The sequence below is a fragment of the Ensifer sp. GW823-FHT05D09 genome (assembly GCF_058795755.1).
In genome coordinates this window covers 425,363-442,262 of the sequence record NZ_JBXAIA010000003.1, presented here as the reverse complement: position 1 = coordinate 442,262, position 16,900 = coordinate 425,363, and the positions used below count along the sequence as shown (strand labels likewise).

Genomic DNA, 16,900 nt, shown 5'->3' with positions numbered 1-16,900 from the left:
AATCCTCTAGCATATTGATATCACTCGAAAAAGATGGGCCAGCGCTTGCCGGCCACTCGCCGGGGCATCTCGCCTGGAAGTCGAACGAATCTTCGTTGCCCGCGCGCTTGCGTCAGGCGCCCGCAATCTGAACCCCGCATGAATGTGTAGTTCCGCTAGCGTTCAGTTTGGCGCCGCTATTGTCCGATCAATCGCTTGGGACGGTGATTGCAGATCGAACCCTTCAAGCCCTCGGAGAAAGACCATGAAGAACATCCTCATCAACGCCGCCGCAGCCGCCGTCATCGGTTTGACCGGCCTTGTCGGTGCCGCCTCCACCGCGTCCGCAGACACCGTCGAATTCGGCTTCGGGTCGGGCGATGGCGTTCAGGTTCAGTATCGCGATTTTGACCGTGGCTACGACGACGAGCGCGACTGGGGTCGCGATCGCCGCGGTCCGGACCGTGGCTGGGATGGCGGTGGCCGCCGCAGCCGCTGCGCCCCCTGGATGGCTGTCGACAAGGCCCGTGACCATGGCCTGCGCCGCGCCTATGTCGCCGACGTCTCGCACCGCCGCATCGTCGTCGAAGGCAGCCGCCGCGGCTACCGCCAGACGATCGCGTTCGCCAACGTTCGCGGTTGCCCGGTTATCGGCCGCTGGTAATCCCCGTCTTTCCGCCTTGTCTCCCCCGGCCGGCGGAAATGCGCCCCTCACACCCCAGGTGTGAGGGGTTTTTTTTGTCCGGATCATGCCAACCCGCTTGCACAGGTCCGTCGGAACCGAAACGGACCTTCCTCGTGCTTGCAAACGGACCCGGTGTTGCAATCGGTGCGATCGCCTCGCGGTGATGCGAAACGGCCGCATGAGCAAGCGACTGCCTTGCGCAGATTTCCGCGCACAAAAGGGACGCGGCTGCGCGGGCTCGGGGATGGGCTGGTGCGCCCGAGAGGGCGCGCGCTCCGCAGAAACGACTCGGTACGACGTGGCAACAACCGCTTCGCTCGGCGCTGTGCCGGGAGATCGCCGTTCGAGTTCCTGGCATCGGCGACGGAACTGGCTGCGGCATAAGCCCGACAATCCGATCTAAGGGTGAAACGATGCAGCGGGTCGAAAGGGGTATCGCGTCCTCTGCACGCTACATTTGACGCGCGATGCTATCAGCGAGCGGTGGGAAGCGCGGTTCTGCGGGCCGGAACTCGTCGTTGCGATCATCGAGAATTCCCTGCCTCAAGCTGCTGTTTTCGCAGGTTATCAATGGCAAATTCGTACACGACGAGCATGCATCGAGCTTGAGCCAGGCACAAAAAAGCCCCGCGCGGTTTCCACTGCGCGGGGCTTTGTCTTGTCCGGTGCCGCGGTCTCCGAGCGTCGTCCGAGGCCGGTCGCAAACCGCAAATGCCCGCCAGCGCTGTTGGCGTGCGGGCTTCTTGCGGCAGGCGTTACTGCTTGATCGCGAAGGTAACGTTGACCGTGACGTTGTAGCTGTTTTCGCCCGTTGCCATCGGCACGGAGTCGGCTGCAAATTCCTTGGCCATGCCGGCGCGCATCATCGGCACCGGCTCCGGGCGGAAACCCTGCTCGGTGATGTTGACGACATTGCCGAGCGAAACGCCGGCAGCTTCCGCCAGGACCTTGGCCTTCTCGATGGCATCGGCGACAGCAGCCTTGCGCGCTTCGGTGATCACGCCTTCCGGCTTGTCATTGGTGAACTGGATGCCGCCGCCCTGGTTGACGCCGAGCGTGACCGACTTGTCGATGATCTCGCCAAGCTTGGTAAGGTCGCGCACGCGCACGCTGACGCCGTTGGCCACCTGGTAGCCGATCAGCTCCGGCGGGCGGTTGCCGCCGTCATTGTTGGTCGGGAAGTTGAACTGCGGGTTGATCGAGAAGCCGCTCGTCTGCAGGTCGCGGTCGGCAATGCCGCTTGCCTTGAGGGCGGTCAGAACCTCGGCCATCGTCTTGTTGTTGGCGTCGAGCGCCTCACGAGCGGTCTTGGCGTCCTTGACGACGCTCAGCTGCAGGATCGCCATGTCGGGCGCGATCGACGAGCGGCCTTCGCCGGCAACCGTGATGATCGCTTCGCGGTCCCTGGCGGCATCCTGCGCGTGCGCGCCGGCAGCGGCAATACCCGCAAAGGCGGCGGCAAAGGCAGCGATGGAAAGCGTGCGGGCAGTGCGTGTGGAAGTCATGGGTCGTGTCTCTCCGGTTGTTTCTGTCCCTGCTCACTTCATGCTTATCGATTGTGTGGGCATTGCGGCAATGGCTTGTCGTCAAAAAGGTTTTCGGCTAGAGCCATTGCCGATCACGAACTGCCATTGGTTCGCTGAGTCCCGGACCAAATCCGGCGTGGGCCTGTAGCTCAATGGTTAGAGCCGGCGGCTCATAACCGCTTGGTTGGGGGTTCGAGTCCCTCCGGGCCCACCAATCCCCTCTGAGTATTAAATTTGCTAAGTTTTCTGGCTACGTGTGTCCCATTTGATATGCACGCCGGCGAGGGACACTTTCCAGCGATTTTTTTGCTACGCGATATGGTGCAAGATGTGTTCTTCCAACGTCGGATAATCCCAACCCCTTTCCTCGTCGTTTCTGCTACGATGTCCGATCAGGCAGCAATGGAGAATTTCGATGGCTGGTCTGGGCGCGGACATGATGCGAATTGTACGTCGCAACAAGCTGGTCGGTTTCTGGGCAGCGGAGAAACTGGCCCTTGCCGGCGAGAATGCCAAGACCTACTCGGATGATCTTGCGATGGCGGCGCTGGACGTCGAACGCAGCAACATTCTTGCGATAATTCGAAGAGACTTTGATGCGGCAGGAGTGATCCAATCCGATGAGGACATTCTGGCGGTCATGACCGTCTGCTGGCTGGAGGCGGGAAAACCAACAAAGGGGTCAGACTGCAGCGATTCAGCGCTGCTGCACATTGCGCGTAACCTCATGCAAGGATCCTGAACGGAAGCACACCAAGGCCCCACGTCGACAAGCGAAGTTTCAGCCGGCCAATGCGCCACGTGAACAGGCGATAGAGCAAAATGCGGCGGCGTTCCAAGCTGGACGTAGGAGTAGCCGATACCGGGACCTGAGCTTTCTCTGGCTGCGAACCAGCAGAGCCAGCACGCTATCGTATAACAGCCGGATCCTAGCGCTCTGCGATGCCAAAAAAATGCCCGCCAGAAGCGGGCAGTTTTGGAGTGGGCGCATACGCTCAAACATGTTGCGCCTGGAAGCCAAGGTGCGTCACAGAGGTCAACACTGTGTAAACGGCGGGTGGCCAGAAATGAGGGGGACTTTGGTCGGAGCGGGTGCGTGTGCCGTCCAGTGCCTGCATCGAGCATCCCGCAGGAGAACGTTTGTTCCGGCTTGACAGGGCGTCGGCGCGCACGGCTTCGATGGCGGATGCCTCGGTATGCACCATGAGGTGGGGGGAGTGCGGCCGATAGCGCTATCCCCTTGTCTTTGGTGCGTGCGGATCGGTTGTCTAACCTCATGATTTCGTGGCGGCTCTTTGTTGTGGTTGTGGGTCTCGACGCCGCTGGAGCGCGGTCGGCAGGGTCGGGACCGGTGCGGGCGGCTGCGGTCTGGCAGCGGCCTCGCGTTCGAAAAGCCGGCGCTCAGAAAGAAACTCTTAATTTTAGCTGTCAATAATAAGAAGTGAGGGTTGAACTTCACGGTCGATTCCCGCTAGGGAAATTGCCAGGCGGCGATGGCCGCTCGTTCGAAAGGATGCTTATGCGAAGCCTAACCGCCTTGGGCGGTCTCCGCCGCACCACCGTTTCAGGTTTCAAGTATCTCGTACCTGCCTCGTTTCTCGGTCTTCTGCTTGTCTCATCTGGCTGTTCGTCGGCGGGCATGGCGGAAAGCCCCCTGTTTGCGTCTGCCGGTCCGAAGGCCGTGACGGGCACGCCGGGTGCCGTTCCGAAAGCGGGCAAGCTGATCAAGGTTGCGCAGGATGACGATATGGTCGAGCCACTGCCGGCAAGGAAGCGGGTCACCTCCTATCTCGGCCGTGCGCCCTACATCTGCTCGCCGAGTGGCTTCGGCCATACGTCGCGCTGCTTCCTCAGAAGTTCGCTGTAAAGCCGTTCCCCTTTTGGGTGATGCGCTTGAATTGGTTCGTCTTCATATAGTGTCGTTAGAGTGTTTCCGCTTGGGGTTTTGAGCGACGAAATACTCCAGTTCCTTGCAGTCATGCATCTTTTGGGATGAGCCTTTTTCGCTCTGTTCCGCGAAACGCTCCAGATCCTCAGACGGAGACATATCGTGTCGATTGCGATGTTCAGATCGCTGGTGCTGGCCGGCCTCGTGGCGCTTTCGCCGGCGTTGGGGACGGCGCATGCCGCGGCTGCCGATCTCGGTGACACGGTTGACCGGGTGCTGACGACGGCCTCTATCGGTACGGCCGGCAAGGCCGCGGGAAAATCCGGCGGCGCGGTCGCGATCGGCGTCTATGATCCGCATGACGCGGTGACGAGCAGCGATGCGCTGACGATCGAACATGTGTTCGTCTACTGGCAGGCGCTCGACAAGGCGATGCTGAAGCGCAAGATCGCCATTGCCGAGGCGCAAGGCCGGGCGCTGATGATCTCCGTCGAGCCCTATACCCATGCGAGCGACTGGCGGGCAGGTGGCGAGCGGTTGTTTGCCGATATCGGCCGCGGCCGCTTCGATCGCGAGATCCGCGATATCTGCAAGCGCGCCGGTGCGGTGGCTGCCCCGGTCTACATGCGCTGGGGCCACGAGATGGAAGATCCTGACGGGCGCTATCCCTGGGCACGGCGCGATGCGGATGGATACAGGAAGGCGTTTCGTTACTTCGTCGAAAGCTGCCGCACGCTTGCGCCCGACGTGCGCTTCGTCTGGTCGCCCAAAGGCCATCGCAACCTGACCGGCTATTATCCGGGCGACGATGTGGTCGATGCCATCGGCATTCCCGTCTGGGGCCTGCAGAAGATGGATGTGGACTATTGGGGCCGCGAGCGCAGCTTCGGCGAGACGCTTGGCGAAAAATATCGGCGGGTCGAAAGTTTCGGCAAACCTGTGATGGTTGCAGAGCTCGGCGTTTCCGGCTCGCCCGACTACAAGCGCGCCTGGTATGCGGAGATCTTCGATCGCAACACCTATCGCGATCGGTTCCCGCTGCTGACCGCCGTGGTGTTCTTCAACGACAAGGAACCCTACAAGTGGCCGCTCGGCTATGGTTCGCCGGATTGGCGGCTGGACAAGGCGTCACTCGCCGCACTTGTTTCCGACAGGGATGAAACCCTCGCCAGGCCGACGCAGTAGCGGCGGTGGACGCACCGGCGGTCCAGCCGGTGCGTGAACTTCGGAAAACTGGAGTTTTTCTCAGGCGAGCAGGAGGCCTGACTCACGGGCGGCTGCGGTAAAGCAGCGGCTTGCCCTGTTGACGCTGGTCAGCCCATCGAGCGCATCCAGGCAGCGCTGAAGGGCGGCACGATATTCCCGTCCACGTCTGCCCGGCCATTGCCGCAGCAGCTCAAGCGCCTCCCAGACCGTCCTGACGACGGTCTGCCGCTTGGACGACAGTTTCAGGTGGATCGGCGTTGCGAAGGTTTTTTCGCTCATCTTGCATTCCTCATTCATAGTCTTTTGAGCGGGAGGGCAACGCCGGGGATCGCCGATGGTTCCCTCGGCGAATGCAGTTTTTTAACCATGAGGACGGCGACCCGACATGGTCGATGCGGCCGCGGCTGCCGAAAGTCCCCAAAGCCAAGGCTTTCGGACGAACGCGGCCACACTTTGGCCGTGACAGATTTCGCCAAAGATTTTTCGGTTGATGGAGGTGCGGGAGGGAGGGGTGATGGTCGGCCTCAACGCAGGTCGTGCGCAAGCGGCGCCACATGATGCGCGTCGATGGACCGCTACCGCGGTGCCCTTCGGGCGGCAGGCATCAGAGATCGAGCGCGGCCCTGAGGTCGGTCGGCTTGCGCTCCCTGAGGTCGAGATCGGCCTCGATGTGGTCGATATGGTGGATCATCAGCGCTGCGGCAGTCTCGATGTCACCGGTTTCGATCGCGGTCAGGATGTCGTCGTGTTCGCTGTGGCCGCAACTCGAAACGGTCGATTGTCCGTAGAGCGCGATGACGAGCGAGGAGCGGGCGACCAGTTCGTCCATGAAGCGCCTGAGGATGGTATTGCCGGTGAGGTCGGCGAGCGCCAGGTGGAAGTCGCCCGACGCCTTGATCTCGGCGCGGCGGGCCGAGCGGCCGCGCTGCGCGGTCAGGTGCTGTTCGGTGGCGAGCAGGCGGCGCAGTTCATTGATTTCGACGGGACCGATCCGGGCCGCAGCCGCGCGCAGGAGGCCTGGCTCGATCAGCCTGCGGGTCGCAAAAATCTGGCGGGCTTCATCCGGAGAGGGATGGGCGACGAAGGCGCCGCGATTTTTCTCGACAGTGACCAGCCCTTCATAGGCCAGCGCCTGCAGGGCGGCGCGCACCAGCGTACGGCTGACATTGAAGAGCTCGCCGACATCGCTTTCCGACAGCTTGGTTCCCGGCGCAAGCCGTCGTTCGACGATCGCATCGCGCAGCTTGTCGTGGATCTGGCGGGTGCTGGTGTCGGTGGGGACGTCGGCAGGTGCCGAATGGGTGGTCAGGGGCATGAAGGAGATCTATCCGCGAATGAGTGCGGCATCTTATCGTCGCGCGCGGTGAAGGGAAACGACAATCTGGCATGGTGGTAGATCGCTGCCGGCTACTTGTCGAGTTCGGGGTACACCCGATCGAGGAAGCCGGGCCGTAGCTTTTCGCCGATCAGGCAGTCGGGCGCCGGCGTGGCATCGACGAGGCGCACGCGCGGCGGTGGCGGCAGGCCGCTCACCTCCAGGATCAGCTTCTGGCGGATGGCGATGGCGAAATCTTCCGGCTCGTGCACCGGCAGCACGAAGGAGCCGGGTCCACCGACGACGCATTCTGCATAATACTGGTCGAGCGGCCCGGTCGAGACCGACGGCCTGATCAGGATCGCCAGTCCATTGATGATGATACCGCGGGCAATCGCGATATCGCGGGCAGGGGTGACCGGTGGGCCGATGTTGTTGGGGCCGTCGCCGGAGACATCGATGACCCGGCGCATGCCGGAAAAGGCGTTGGAATCGATCAGCGCCGTGCCGTAGCTGATCGCGTTTGAAATCGAGGTGCCGCGGCGTGTGCCGACCGGCCGCGCCTCGATCATCGCGGCAAAGGCGTCGGCCTCTGCGGCGTTGGAAATCACCCGCCAGGCGACGACGGAGGATTCGTTGACCGTGCCGGCCCATTCGAAATAGCCAAGGGCGATGCGGCCATAACGTCCGCTCTTCACCGCATTGAGGAATTCCGCATGGCGCAGCGCCTGCACATAGCCGGAGCGCTGGACCCGTGCTTCGTCCAGGTCCATCGAGCCCGACATGTCGACGGCCAGCACCAGTTCCACGTCGACATCGGTCGGCGCAGCGCCCGATTGGGTCGGGCTGCCCGTCAGGGAAAGGATCAACGCCAGCATGCTCAACATAGCTTCAACCCGTCATTGCGAGCCGCGTTATCTGACGAAATGTAGCACAGGATTGGCCGTCGGCGACTGTCTGGGGTTGGCCGGCCTTCAATAAAAGGTGATATCGACATAGGTGACAGCCGAACGATACTGTGCCAGCGGATCCAAATGAGCCGGTAAAATGCTTCAGCAGACACGGAATACGGAATGTTTTCAGGTCGATAGGCTGCAAGCCGCCGCCTTCGATTATTTCCTGCGCTATAGCGACACCGAAACGGGGCTTGTCGCCGATACCTCGCTTGCCGATGCGCCCTCGAGCGTTGCTGCGACCGGTTTCGGGCTTTCCTGCTACCCCGTTGGCGTCGAACGCGGCTGGATCGGGCGCGGCGACGCGGCCAGGCGGGTGCTGACGACCCTGCGGTTTCTGGCGCAAAGCCGGCAGGGGAGAGATACGCTCGCCAGCGGCTATCGCGGCTTTTACTATCACTTTCTCCACATGAAAACCGGCGAGCGGGTGTGGCAGTCAGAGCTTTCCACCATCGACACCGCGCTGCTGATTGCCGGCGTCCTGACGGCTGCCGCCCATTTCACCGACGAGGATGCGACGGAGACGGAGATCCGGGCGCTGTCGGAAAAACTCTATGCCCGGGTCGACTGGCGCTGGGCGCTTGGCCGCGGCGAGACATTGACGATGGGCTGGCGGCCGCCGGGGCGGTTTTTGAAATATCGCTGGCAGGGCTATAGCGAGGCGCTGCTGCTCTACGTGCTGGCGCTCGGCGCGCCGCACCATGCAATCGGGTCGGAGCATTACCGCGCCTTCACCGCCGCCTACGACTGGACGACGGTCGACGGTGCGCCGCATCTGCAGGCCGGCCCGCTGTTCATCCATCTCTTTCCGCAGGCCTGGATCGACCTTCGCGGTCTTCGCGATCCGCCGATGCGCGACAAGGCGACGGATTATTTTGAGAACACCTGCCGGGCGATCGACCTGCAGCGCCAGTATGCCGACGACAATCCCCGAGGTTTCGCCGGCTATGACCGGGTTGGATGGGGCCTCAGCGCCGGTGACGGACCGAAGGGGCGGCCGCGGCTTGTCGACGGGCGCTGGCAGCGGATGCTCGGTTATGCCGCCCGCGGTGCGCCCGGTGGACCCGACGACGGCACGCTGGTCCCCTGGGCGCCGGTTGCCTGTCTGCCCTTCGCCGCGGATGCTTCACGCTCAGCGCTGGCCGCATTCGAAAACCGCTATCCGGACCTCCTGTGCGAAGGCCGCTTTCCCGGCGGGTTCAATCCAAGCCTGTCCGGCGCAGGCCCTGAAGGGTGGGTCGACGACCGCGTGGTCGGGCTTGACCAGGGGCTCGTCGTGATGATGATCGAGAACGCCAGAAACGGTTTTGTCTGGCAGCTGACGCGCGGCGTCCCGGCCATCCGGCGCGGCTTGCAGAAGGCGGATTTTCGCGGCGGTTGGCTTGCGGCAAGGGAGACGGCATGAGCTTCGCTCACGAGCGGCAGGACGATCACCCGGCGGCAGAGGGCATGGACGCGGCGCAACGCCGGAGCGCTCTCGACCTGCTCGCGCGCCTGCAGCCATACTTTCCCGAAGTCGGCTTTTCGCTCGATGCTGGCGGTTACGACGGTCTTTCCGCGGCGCAGTTCTGGGCCGAGGATGGTGCGGGGCTCGAAGCCGGGCTCGCCTATCAGGATTGTTTCGCCGTCGGTATGGACGACAAGATCCGAGCCGCCCATCTGATCGCGTTCTACGGCAACCAACTGGCGCTCGCGCTTGGCAGCCTCTATCTCGGTGCGGGCATCGTGGCGGGGGTTCGCCGCCTTCGCTTCGAAGAATTTTCGCGCGCCTATGGTGAGCGCCTGGTGGCGGCCAAACGGTTTCATTTCAGCCTAAGCATGCCTGCGGTCGGCGATAATGCCCCAGGCGACGCGGATGCTTTCGGTGAAACCTTCGCAGTGCATGTGGCGCCAGTCATCGCCATGCTGAAGCGTCGCACGGGTCTTTCGTCCGGCGCGCAATGGCGGCTGGCAGCGGATTCGCTGGCGGGTGGTTTCCTGGAGATCGGTCGCGCGCTCAGCGACGAAGAGGATGCGATGTCCAAGGCGCTGGCGATCGTCAAGCGCGAAGGCACGCCGCTCTATTCCGACAAGCTCTGCTATGAGGCCATCAAGGCCAAGTTCGACGAGGGGAGCGGCGATCAAGCGCTGTCGCGCGTCTATCGCCTGCGCGGCGGCTGCTGTCTCTATTATCGAACCGAAGGCGGCAGCTTCTGCGACAGTTGCGTGCTGCTGGCGCCGCAGGAGCGTCGGGAACGATTGCAGGCGCATCTGCTTGCATCGCAGACGGGCTGATCATCTCAAACGACAGAGCCCCTGATATCGGCGATATCAGGGGCTCGTTTGTCACGGTGGCCGGGCGGCTTACGCCTTGGCGAAACGGTCGTTGATGAAGCCCGAGACGACGCCGAGCACGATCCAGAAGGCGAGCGTGGTGGCGAGCGCCGCCACGGCGAACTCGGCGCCCAGTACGGCCGGAACATTACTGGAAATATCCGACGGCTGCGGCGCGCCATAGACGTGGGGTGCTGCGATCAGCACGAGGCCGATGATCTTGGCAACGATCTCTTCGCGCAGGACCAGCAGATAAAGGCCGACGGCGGAAAGCGCCACCGTTGCCAGCCACCAGACCTGGCGGTCGCCGAGCTCGGCGGCCGGGAAGCCCGGTAGTTCCGGCGGCAGGCCGATGGCCGGCAGCATGTGTACGGCAAGCCAGCCGCAGGCGCCCCAGAGCGCGCCGTTCCTGAGCGTGATCGGATAGCCGATGACGAGGCTGACGCCGGCCAGCAGCAGCGCAAAGCCGGAGCCGGTCACCAGATTGGCGATCAGCGTGCCGGAGAAGCGGCTCATGCCGAACATGATGCCACCTTCCTCGTGTTCGCCCTCGTGGGCGTAGGCGGGCGTGATCGGCGACAGCGCGTCGAGCAGGGCGCCAATCGGCGAAACCGCCTTCAGCGACGAATGCTGCTCGTGGTTTGCGGCGGCCGGATCGGCCGTTCCCGGCTGGGCGGCGGGCTGTTCACCGGCTGCCGGTGCCGCGCCTTCGAATTCTTCCGCGTGCAGGATCAGCGGTACGACGCGCAGTTCCTGGGCGCCGGTCATGAAGACACCGGCAATCAATCCAGCCACGATCGCGGCCAGAAGCGTTCTGACAATCATTTTCGATATCCCTCGATATCGGCGCGCCATGCGCCTTGCAGGCAGCGCCGTGTCCCATTGGCAATCCTGCGAACGGCTCCGGCCGGCAGATCTTTGGTCTGCATCAGACGCAAGCAAACGCGTCCGGCTGTTTGCCGGAAGCGTTTTTGTCCGCAGCTATGTCGACGCGGAACGCATGTCGCGTCCCTCCGCATCGCTTAGTGGCAGGGGAAGCCGTAGGAGTGGCGGGTGTCGTGCGCGGTGTCGTGCAGCACGGCCGAATTCGCCAGGCCCGCGCCGAAGACGAGGAAGCCGCCGATGAGAAGCGCGATGATACCCGCGGTCAGACGATCGCTGAGGGAGAGCGGAATGCTCGAAACTGTAGACGTAGCCATGACAACCTCCGTGATGGCATCGGGAAATTTCCCGGTTTGGGCCCTATGCCCGCATCGACTGGCAGGTTTCCTGGCTCAGGACGTCGGGTGAGATCACCCTGGATTTGCCTCGCCTTCCCAGAGCCAAGGTCCGCCCTCTCGCGGTCTCGTCTCCAGTGGCTTCTTCCGGATCGCTCCGGAACGGCGCATTCACGTCGCTCTACAGTCGCGGGGTCGGCCGTGATTTGAATGCCCAGCATGGGTCCATCCGTCACGTTCCCGTTTACTCCCGAAACGCGTTCGCGTTGCGGGAACCAATCGATCTGATGATGATTAGGATCGCACCCCGGAGATGTCAATTAAACTTGCGCCGCCGCCCGGCCCATCCGCGACAAAATCCCGAAGGATCATGCGTTTATAGGCCTCGACGATCTGGTCGCCCTCGGCCCGGTCCACCGAGACCGCAAGCCGCATGGTGCAATCGCCGAGATGCATGATCAAAAAGGCGGCGCTATCGATCGCCTCGCGCGGCGTGCCGGGCGCAAACCGCGCCCAGACGTCGGCGAGAAGCTGGCCACCGGCACGGCTTTGCTGGAGGTCGATTTCGCGCAGCGCCTTGTCGGCCTGCATCGCCGACCAGATATCGCGCATGACGGGCTCGGCCAGGAACATATCGTAATAGATGTCGAACAATACGGCGAAGGCTTCACGCAGCTCGGCGAGCGACGTCACCTTGGCAAGCTCGGCCGCGATACACTCGTTGCACACCGCATTGTAGCGCTCGGCCAGCGTGCGCACGATCGCCGCCTTGTCGGGAAAGTACTGGTAGAGCGATCCGATCGAAATTCCAGCCTTTTCAGCGACTTCGCTCATGCGCATGGCGTCGCTGCCCTTCTCCTGGATGAGTGCCGTCGCGCAGGCGAGGATCTGCTCGACACGCTCTCGGCTGCGCTTCTGGCTCGGCGTGCGGCGCAGCGCGGTCTCGTCGTCGGGGGGAGCCGCGGTTGGGCTTGTCTCTTGATTCATGAGTGATGCTCACATTTTGACTTGACTCCTAAAATACGAGGATTTATCACATTTGCAAATGTGAGAGATGCTCATGTTAGTAGGCCAACCTCAGGAGGAAGCGATGACGGACAAACTGACACTGGTTCTGGGCGGTACCGGCAAGACGGGGCGGCGGGTCGCGGCCCGCCTTCAGGAGCGGGGCGTTGCGGTGCGCATCGGCGCGCGCTCGGCGTCGCCTTCTTTCGACTGGACCGACGAGGCGACCTGGGCGCCGGCCCTTGTAAATGTCGATCGCATTTATGTCTGCTTCCAGCCCGACCTGGCGGTGCCGGGCTCCGTCGAGATCATCGCCAAGTTTTCACGCCTTGCCGTCGACGCAGGCATCAAGCAGCTGGTGCTTTTGTCGGGCCGCGGCGAGGATGAGGCGGAAGCCGCCGAGCGTGCGCTTCAGGCCTCCGGCGCTGACTGGACGATCATCCGGGCCAGCTGGTTCTTCGAGAACTTCAGCGAAGGTTTTCTCGCCGATGGCATCGTGAGCGGGTCCGTCTTCCTGCCGACGGATGAGGTCACCGAACCCTTCATCAGCTGTGACGACATCGCCGACGTTGCGGTTGCCGCTCTTCTGGATGAAGGCCATGTTGGCCAGGTCTATTCGCTGACCGGCCTGCGGCTCATGACCTTTGCCGACGCTGTGGCCGAGATCGCTGCGGCTGCCAATCGTCGGATCAGCTATCAGTCCGTTCCGGTTGACGATTTTGCCGCGCAGCTGAAGGCCGACGGCGTGCCGGATGACTATGTCGAATTGATCCGCTATCTCTTCACCTCGGTGCTCGATGGGCGCAATTCGAGTGTGACGTCCGATGTCGAGCGCGTGCTTGGGCGCCGGCCGCGCGACTTTGCAACTTACGCCCGGGAGACCGCTGCAACCGGTGTCTGGAGTATTGCCGCATGATCCCGCTCATCCCCGCTCTGGCGTTTGCCGCCGCGATCGGTTCCGGCCTGATGGCCGGGCTGTTCTTCATCTTCTCGGTCTGCATCATGCAGGCGCTATCACGGCTGCCGGCCGAGCAGGGGATCGCGGCGATGAACGCCATCAACGTGGTGATCCAGAACCCGCTGTTTCTGAGCGTCTTCATGGGCACTGCGCTTCTTGCGCTTGCCCTGGTGATTGCCGCCTTCGTCTGGGGGGGCAATGGCAGCCTGCTCCTAGCTGCCGGCGGCATCGTCTATGTCGCCGGCGTGCTGATCGTCACCATCATCTTCAACGTTCCGATGAACGATGCGCTGGGTGCTGTCACGCCCGGCCAGGCTGCCACTGAATTCTGGCAGCAGCGCTACCTGACCGATTGGATCTGGTGGAACCATGTGCGCACGGTGACTTCGATCGGGTCGCTGGCGCTGTTCATCCTCGGATTTGCACGCGCCTGACACGCGGCGACCGGCGGACCTTGACGAGGGTGCGCCGGTCGTTCCCGTCAATCGACGAGCGAACCGCAGGTGAGATTGGCGATTGCGCCTGTCATGGCGCCCGCCCGGTCCGAGGCGACGAAGGCCGCATAGTCGGCGACTTCGTCGAGCCTCGGGAAGCGCCCGAGCAATGTCCCAGTCTTCGCGCGACCGTCGAGCATCTCCTCCACCGTCGTGTCGAAGCGGTCGGCAAAGCCTTGAAAGACGGCACGTGCGTGTGAAACCGGCAGTGCCTCGGGAATGGCATCGGGGCGCAGGCAGATGACGCGGATGCCGTGGCTGCCGACTTCGCCCGCCAGAATGCGCGAGAAGGTCTCGATGGCGCCGCAGGTGGTGCCGTAGCCAAGAAAGCCGGAGCCCGACAGGCGTGAGCCTGGCGTCGAAACCGTCAGGATGACGCCGCCGCCGCTTCTCTCCATATGCGTTGTGGCCGTCTTGGCGGTGATGAAATTGGCGCGGGTGTAAGCGGAGATCGGACGTTCGAACTGTTCCAGCGTCAGCGCCGAAAGCGGCGGACCCTGAACATGGGCAAAGCCGACTGCTGTCAGCACCACGTCGATCCGGCCGGCGCGATCGACGACCGATTGCGCATGTTGCTCGACGGCGGCCTGATCGAGCACGTCGAGAACGTCGAACTCTGCCTTTCCGCCCGCCGCTCGAATTGTCCCGGTCGTGCGGCTCAAGGTTTCGGCTGTCCGTCCGACCAGAAAGACATCAGCACCTTCGCGGGCAAAGGCAGACGCCGCAGCGCCGCCGATCGCGCCGCTGCCGCCATAAACGATGGCCACCTTGTTTTGAAGCAACATGTCAAACTCCGTTGATCCTGCCTCGTTGAATGGACGTGCGGCATGAGGCCCCTGGGTCGGCAGGGATCCCAGGTGGAAAATCACGCAGCAATTTCTGATGGTTAAAGGGTGCTAGGGCGGCGACAGCCGCCGGGCATATTCCAGTTCGAGCAGGGTATGCTTGTTCCAGAAGCCGCGCGACGTGCGGCCGGAAACCACATTGGCGAGAATGTCGAGATGGGTATGCCAGCCCGCGGCAAAGCTCGCCATCGTCTCCTGTTTCGCGATGCGCGAATGGGTGACGACCAGCAGCACGTTGGCACCCCTCATTTCCAGATCGAACTGCACCTGCGATGGCGTCGGCGTGCCTTCGCCCCAGCTATAGGCGAGCAGATGCGGCGGTTCGCAGGCGATGATGCGGCCATGGATTCGGCTCTCGCCGGCAAGGGCCGCATATTTGGCAGGCGGTTCGCCGCAATCCGTGCCGAGTTCCTCGTGACGGAAGATGTGCTCGACCTTCGTCCCGGCTGCAGCCCCTATGGTGCCGGCTGCCATCCACAGGCGGCGCTTGTCCTCCTCCGTCAGATAGGCCCAGATGCGCTCGATCGGCCCCGGCAACAGCCGCTCGATGCGCGCCGCATCCGGCGCGACGATCCGGGCATATCCGTCGTCGTTGCCGGTTGACGAAATCATCCCTTCTTCTCCGTCGTTGCCTGCGCATCCGCACCCTTTGCCGCGTCGTCCGCCAGGAGCAGCGCTTCCAGCACGTCGATGCGCTGGCGCCAGAAGGCTTCGTAATGGCGCATCCACTCCATGCCGGCATGCATCGGTTCGGCGTCGAGCCGGCAGACATGGGCGCGGCCGCGCACCTCGCGCCGCACGAGGCCGGCGCCCTCGAGCACCTTGATGTGTTTCGAGGCGGCGGCAAGCGAAATGGAGAAGGGGGCGGCAAGCTCGCCCACCAGCCGTTCGCCCGCCGACAGATCCTCAAGCATCGCTCGCCGCGTGGGGTCGGAGAGCGCATGGAATACGGCGTCGAGCCGATCGTTCTTATATTCAACCATGTTGTTGAATATTGCCGATGCGATAGTTATTGTCAACCGTTTGGTTGAATTTAGTAGTAGCGCGAGAAGGAGCGGCCACGCGGCGGATCATCATGGATATGCCGTCCCTTCCAGGCGGCGAGCGCATCGGAGAGGTCGTCGGTCGGCACCATCTGGGCAAACTGCTCGCTTTCCACCAGCAGCCCTTCCGATATCGACATGTTGAGGCCGCGGGTGACGGCGGTGATGATCGAGCGGACGGCGAGCGGCGAATATCCCATGATGCGTCTGGCAAGGTCGCGGGTGGCAGGCATCAGTTCCTCATGGGCAACGACGTGGTTGACGAGGCCCATGTCCCGGGCGCGGTCCGGCGAGAAATCCTCGCCCGTCAGCAGCAGCTCGAGTGCGTGTTTGCGGCCGGCAAGCCGCGGCAGGCGCTGCGTGCCGCCGAAGGTTGGGGGCATGCCGAGTTTGATCTCGGGCTTGGCAAAGCGTGCCCGCTCGCTGGCGATCGCCAGATGCACCGCCTCGGTGATCTCGCAGCCGCCGCCATAGGCGATGCCGTTGACGGCAGCGATGACCGGCTTCGGGAAGGACTCGAGCCGCGCGGTCAGCCGCTGGCCCCGGCGAACGAAATCGCGCACCGCCGGGTTCACGCCCTTCGCCACGCTTTCGGAAAATTCGTGAATATCGCCGCCAGCGGAGAAGGCCCGCTCGCCCGCGCCGGTGATGATCACCGCGCCGACCTTGTCGTTGACCTCGATGGTGTCGAGCAGGGCCAGTAGGCGGTCTATCAGCTCGTAGTTCAGAGCATTGAGTTTCTCTGCCCGGTTCAGCGTCAGTTGGGCAATGCCTTCGGAAATCTGCATCAGCACGGTGTTGGACATGGTTGCTCTCCGGCAAGTGTTGACACGGAGAGGTTAGGTGAGGGAGGATATCATGTATATTAACTAGTCGGTATACATTGTGATGGCGAAGGCTCAGAAATCGACCCGGGAAACGATCGTCGCGTCCGCAGCAAAGCTCTTCTATGCTCAGGGTATCCGCGCCGTCAGCGTCGATGCGGTGGCCGAGGCTGCAGGGGTGACGAAGCGCACGCTCTACTATCATTTCGAAAGCAAGGACGAGCTGATCGCCGCCTATCTCGAAGGCCGCGACCAGCCGAACCTTTTGCTTTTTCGCAAATGGTTCGAAGCGGCAGACGGCGATCTGGCCGCAAAGGCCGAGGCGATCTTCGTCAATCTCGCCCGGGCCGCGCGACATCCCAAATGGAAAGGGTGCGGTTTCCTGCGCACCTCGGCCGAGCTCGCCAATATGCCCGGCCATCCCGCGATCCGCATCGGTGCCGCCCACAAGAAGACTTTCGAGGCCTGGCTGGCGCAGGTGTTTGCCGAGGCAGGCATCAATGATGCCGGTGAACTGGCGCGCCACATGCTGCTTTTGCTCGACGGCAGTTTTGCCGTCGTCCTCCTGCATCGGGATGCAAGCTACATGGAGAGTGCCGGCAAGGCGGCGGCAATGCTGGTCCGCGCGGCGATGTCCGCCCGCTGATTT

Annotated in this window: 20 protein-coding genes, 1 tRNA gene and 1 riboswitch; of the genes, 10 read left to right on the top strand and 11 right to left on the bottom strand. The window is 63.0% G+C overall.

The annotated features are described in order from the left end of the window. The first annotated feature begins 244 nt into the window (after window positions 1-244). Window positions 245-643 (top strand): hypothetical protein, encoded by a 399-nt coding sequence (locus AC1Q80_RS12445; RefSeq protein WP_173420758.1) that lies wholly within the window; start codon window positions 245-247, stop codon window positions 641-643. A gap of 776 nt (window positions 644-1,419) precedes the next feature. On the opposite strand, the gene AC1Q80_RS12440 is transcribed toward AC1Q80_RS12445, so the two are convergent. Beyond that, window positions 1,420-2,169 (bottom strand): SIMPL domain-containing protein, encoded by a 750-nt coding sequence (locus AC1Q80_RS12440; RefSeq protein ID WP_492360614.1) that lies wholly within the window; start codon window positions 2,167-2,169, stop codon window positions 1,420-1,422. Between the two features lie 159 nt (window positions 2,170-2,328). On the opposite strand from AC1Q80_RS12440, the gene AC1Q80_RS12435 reads away from it, so the two are divergent. The 4 genes from AC1Q80_RS12435 (at window position 2,329) to AC1Q80_RS12420 (ending at window position 5,263) form a co-directional block, all read left to right on the top strand. After that, a tRNA-Ile gene (locus AC1Q80_RS12435) sits at window positions 2,329-2,404 on the top strand. Window positions 2,405-2,605: 201 nt separating this feature from the next. After that, window positions 2,606-2,932: an ATPase inhibitor subunit zeta gene (locus AC1Q80_RS12430; protein ID WP_209790615.1), complete on the top strand. Its 327-nt coding sequence runs from the start codon at window positions 2,606-2,608 to the stop codon at window positions 2,930-2,932. Between the two features lie 777 nt (window positions 2,933-3,709). Beyond that, the gene (locus AC1Q80_RS12425) at window positions 3,710-4,057 is read left to right on the top strand and encodes a hypothetical protein (protein WP_492360613.1); all 348 of its coding nucleotides are present in this window, start codon (window positions 3,710-3,712) and stop codon (window positions 4,055-4,057) included. A 183-nt stretch (window positions 4,058-4,240) separates the two neighbouring features. Continuing rightward, window positions 4,241-5,263, top strand: coding sequence for a glycoside hydrolase family 26 protein (locus AC1Q80_RS12420; RefSeq protein WP_492360612.1), 1,023 nt, complete (start codon window positions 4,241-4,243; stop codon window positions 5,261-5,263). Window positions 5,264-5,323: 60 nt separating this feature from the next. Here AC1Q80_RS12420 and AC1Q80_RS12415 read toward each other — a convergent pair whose 3' ends face one another. The 3 genes from AC1Q80_RS12415 to AC1Q80_RS12405 form a co-directional block, all read right to left on the bottom strand. Beyond that, window positions 5,324-5,563 (bottom strand): DUF982 domain-containing protein, encoded by a 240-nt coding sequence (locus AC1Q80_RS12415; protein ID WP_077500014.1) that lies wholly within the window; start codon window positions 5,561-5,563, stop codon window positions 5,324-5,326. A gap of 325 nt (window positions 5,564-5,888) precedes the next feature. Next, a complete protein-coding gene (locus AC1Q80_RS12410) occupies window positions 5,889-6,599 on the bottom strand; it encodes a GntR family transcriptional regulator (RefSeq protein WP_492360611.1) in 711 nt (236 codons plus the stop codon). A gap of 92 nt (window positions 6,600-6,691) precedes the next feature. Then, window positions 6,692-7,486: a DUF1194 domain-containing protein gene (locus AC1Q80_RS12405; RefSeq protein WP_173420736.1), complete on the bottom strand. Its 795-nt coding sequence runs from the start codon at window positions 7,484-7,486 to the stop codon at window positions 6,692-6,694. A gap of 160 nt (window positions 7,487-7,646) precedes the next feature. Between AC1Q80_RS12405 and AC1Q80_RS12400 the strand changes: the two genes are divergently transcribed. Beyond that, on the top strand, window positions 7,647-8,957 hold the full coding sequence (locus AC1Q80_RS12400; protein ID WP_492360610.1) for a glucoamylase family protein: 1,311 nt from the start codon (window positions 7,647-7,649) through the stop codon (window positions 8,955-8,957). After that, window positions 8,954-9,826, top strand: a complete 873-nt coding sequence (locus tag AC1Q80_RS12395) for a (2Fe-2S)-binding protein (protein ID WP_492360609.1) — start codon at window positions 8,954-8,956, stop codon at window positions 9,824-9,826. Before AC1Q80_RS12400 ends, AC1Q80_RS12395 begins: the two co-directional genes overlap by 4 nt. A gap of 69 nt (window positions 9,827-9,895) precedes the next feature. Here the strand turns inward: AC1Q80_RS12395 and AC1Q80_RS12390 are convergent, their stop codons facing one another. From AC1Q80_RS12390 to AC1Q80_RS12380, 3 genes are all read right to left on the bottom strand, one after another. Further along, entirely contained in the window at window positions 9,896-10,690 is a 795-nt protein-coding gene (locus tag AC1Q80_RS12390; protein ID WP_492360608.1) for a CbtA family protein, read from the bottom strand. A 197-nt stretch (window positions 10,691-10,887) separates the two neighbouring features. Then, a complete protein-coding gene (locus tag AC1Q80_RS12385) occupies window positions 10,888-11,064 on the bottom strand; it encodes a CbtB domain-containing protein (protein ID WP_025427862.1) in 177 nt (58 codons plus the stop codon). A 43-nt stretch (window positions 11,065-11,107) separates the two neighbouring features. Beyond that, a riboswitch (cobalamin riboswitch) is annotated at window positions 11,108-11,377 on the bottom strand. Beyond that, window positions 11,377-12,069 (bottom strand): TetR/AcrR family transcriptional regulator, encoded by a 693-nt coding sequence (locus AC1Q80_RS12380; protein WP_492360607.1) that lies wholly within the window; start codon window positions 12,067-12,069, stop codon window positions 11,377-11,379. Its footprint overlaps the riboswitch before it by 1 nt. A gap of 103 nt (window positions 12,070-12,172) precedes the next feature. On the opposite strand from AC1Q80_RS12380, the gene AC1Q80_RS12375 reads away from it, so the two are divergent. Together AC1Q80_RS12375 and AC1Q80_RS12370 are read left to right on the top strand one after the other, a co-directional pair. Then, complete coding sequence (locus tag AC1Q80_RS12375; protein ID WP_173420732.1) at window positions 12,173-13,003, top strand: NAD(P)H-binding protein; 831 nt, start codon at window positions 12,173-12,175, stop codon at window positions 13,001-13,003. Further along, on the top strand, window positions 13,000-13,479 hold the full coding sequence (locus AC1Q80_RS12370) for an anthrone oxygenase family protein (RefSeq protein WP_492360606.1): 480 nt from the start codon (window positions 13,000-13,002) through the stop codon (window positions 13,477-13,479). Before AC1Q80_RS12375 ends, AC1Q80_RS12370 begins: the two co-directional genes overlap by 4 nt. Window positions 13,480-13,526: 47 nt before the next feature. Here AC1Q80_RS12370 and AC1Q80_RS12365 read toward each other — a convergent pair whose 3' ends face one another. From AC1Q80_RS12365 to AC1Q80_RS12350, 4 genes are all read right to left on the bottom strand, one after another. After that, the gene (locus AC1Q80_RS12365; protein WP_173420730.1) at window positions 13,527-14,324 is read right to left on the bottom strand and encodes an SDR family NAD(P)-dependent oxidoreductase; all 798 of its coding nucleotides are present in this window, start codon (window positions 14,322-14,324) and stop codon (window positions 13,527-13,529) included. A 111-nt stretch (window positions 14,325-14,435) separates the two neighbouring features. Continuing rightward, on the bottom strand, window positions 14,436-14,996 hold the full coding sequence (locus AC1Q80_RS12360; protein ID WP_492360605.1) for an SRPBCC family protein: 561 nt from the start codon (window positions 14,994-14,996) through the stop codon (window positions 14,436-14,438). After that, window positions 14,993-15,367, bottom strand: coding sequence for an ArsR/SmtB family transcription factor (locus AC1Q80_RS12355; protein WP_173420728.1), 375 nt, complete (start codon window positions 15,365-15,367; stop codon window positions 14,993-14,995). Before AC1Q80_RS12355 ends, AC1Q80_RS12360 begins: the two co-directional genes overlap by 4 nt. Before the next feature lie 50 nt (window positions 15,368-15,417). After that, on the bottom strand, window positions 15,418-16,233 hold the full coding sequence (locus AC1Q80_RS12350; protein ID WP_209790626.1) for a crotonase/enoyl-CoA hydratase family protein: 816 nt from the start codon (window positions 16,231-16,233) through the stop codon (window positions 15,418-15,420). A gap of 82 nt (window positions 16,234-16,315) precedes the next feature. On the opposite strand from AC1Q80_RS12350, the gene AC1Q80_RS12345 reads away from it, so the two are divergent. Continuing rightward, on the top strand, window positions 16,316-16,897 hold the full coding sequence (locus AC1Q80_RS12345; protein WP_492360604.1) for a TetR/AcrR family transcriptional regulator: 582 nt from the start codon (window positions 16,316-16,318) through the stop codon (window positions 16,895-16,897). Window positions 16,898-16,900 lie beyond the last annotated feature (3 nt).

Excerpts from the sequence above, each read along its gene's own strand:
- AC1Q80_RS12365 (WP_173420730.1), bottom strand. The coding sequence starts at position 14,324 with ATGTTGCTTCAAAACAAGGTGGCCATCGTTTATGGCGGCAGCGGCGCG.
- AC1Q80_RS12415 (WP_077500014.1), bottom strand. The coding sequence starts at position 5,563 with ATGAGCGAAAAAACCTTCGCAACGCCGATCCACCTGAAACTGTCGTCC.
- AC1Q80_RS12390 (WP_492360608.1), bottom strand. The coding sequence starts at position 10,690 with ATGATTGTCAGAACGCTTCTGGCCGCGATCGTGGCTGGATTGATTGCC.
- AC1Q80_RS12385 (WP_025427862.1), bottom strand. The coding sequence starts at position 11,064 with ATGGCTACGTCTACAGTTTCGAGCATTCCGCTCTCCCTCAGCGATCGT.
- AC1Q80_RS12400 (WP_492360610.1), top strand. The coding sequence starts at position 7,647 with ATGCTTCAGCAGACACGGAATACGGAATGTTTTCAGGTCGATAGGCTG.
- AC1Q80_RS12375 (WP_173420732.1), top strand. The coding sequence starts at position 12,173 with ATGACGGACAAACTGACACTGGTTCTGGGCGGTACCGGCAAGACGGGG.
- AC1Q80_RS12380 (WP_492360607.1), bottom strand. The coding sequence starts at position 12,069 with ATGAATCAAGAGACAAGCCCAACCGCGGCTCCCCCCGACGACGAGACC.
- AC1Q80_RS12355 (WP_173420728.1), bottom strand. The coding sequence starts at position 15,367 with ATGGTTGAATATAAGAACGATCGGCTCGACGCCGTATTCCATGCGCTC.
- AC1Q80_RS12360 (WP_492360605.1), bottom strand. The coding sequence starts at position 14,996 with ATGATTTCGTCAACCGGCAACGACGACGGATATGCCCGGATCGTCGCG.
- AC1Q80_RS12410 (WP_492360611.1), bottom strand. The coding sequence starts at position 6,599 with ATGCCCCTGACCACCCATTCGGCACCTGCCGACGTCCCCACCGACACC.
- AC1Q80_RS12345 (WP_492360604.1), top strand. The coding sequence starts at position 16,316 with ATGGCGAAGGCTCAGAAATCGACCCGGGAAACGATCGTCGCGTCCGCA.
- AC1Q80_RS12445 (WP_173420758.1), top strand. The coding sequence starts at position 245 with ATGAAGAACATCCTCATCAACGCCGCCGCAGCCGCCGTCATCGGTTTG.
- AC1Q80_RS12430 (WP_209790615.1), top strand. The coding sequence starts at position 2,606 with ATGGCTGGTCTGGGCGCGGACATGATGCGAATTGTACGTCGCAACAAG.
- AC1Q80_RS12425 (WP_492360613.1), top strand. The coding sequence starts at position 3,710 with ATGCGAAGCCTAACCGCCTTGGGCGGTCTCCGCCGCACCACCGTTTCA.
- AC1Q80_RS12395 (WP_492360609.1), top strand. The coding sequence starts at position 8,954 with ATGAGCTTCGCTCACGAGCGGCAGGACGATCACCCGGCGGCAGAGGGC.
- AC1Q80_RS12440 (WP_492360614.1), bottom strand. The coding sequence starts at position 2,169 with ATGACTTCCACACGCACTGCCCGCACGCTTTCCATCGCTGCCTTTGCC.
- AC1Q80_RS12350 (WP_209790626.1), bottom strand. The coding sequence starts at position 16,233 with ATGTCCAACACCGTGCTGATGCAGATTTCCGAAGGCATTGCCCAACTG.
- AC1Q80_RS12405 (WP_173420736.1), bottom strand. The coding sequence starts at position 7,486 with ATGTTGAGCATGCTGGCGTTGATCCTTTCCCTGACGGGCAGCCCGACC.
- AC1Q80_RS12370 (WP_492360606.1), top strand. The coding sequence starts at position 13,000 with ATGATCCCGCTCATCCCCGCTCTGGCGTTTGCCGCCGCGATCGGTTCC.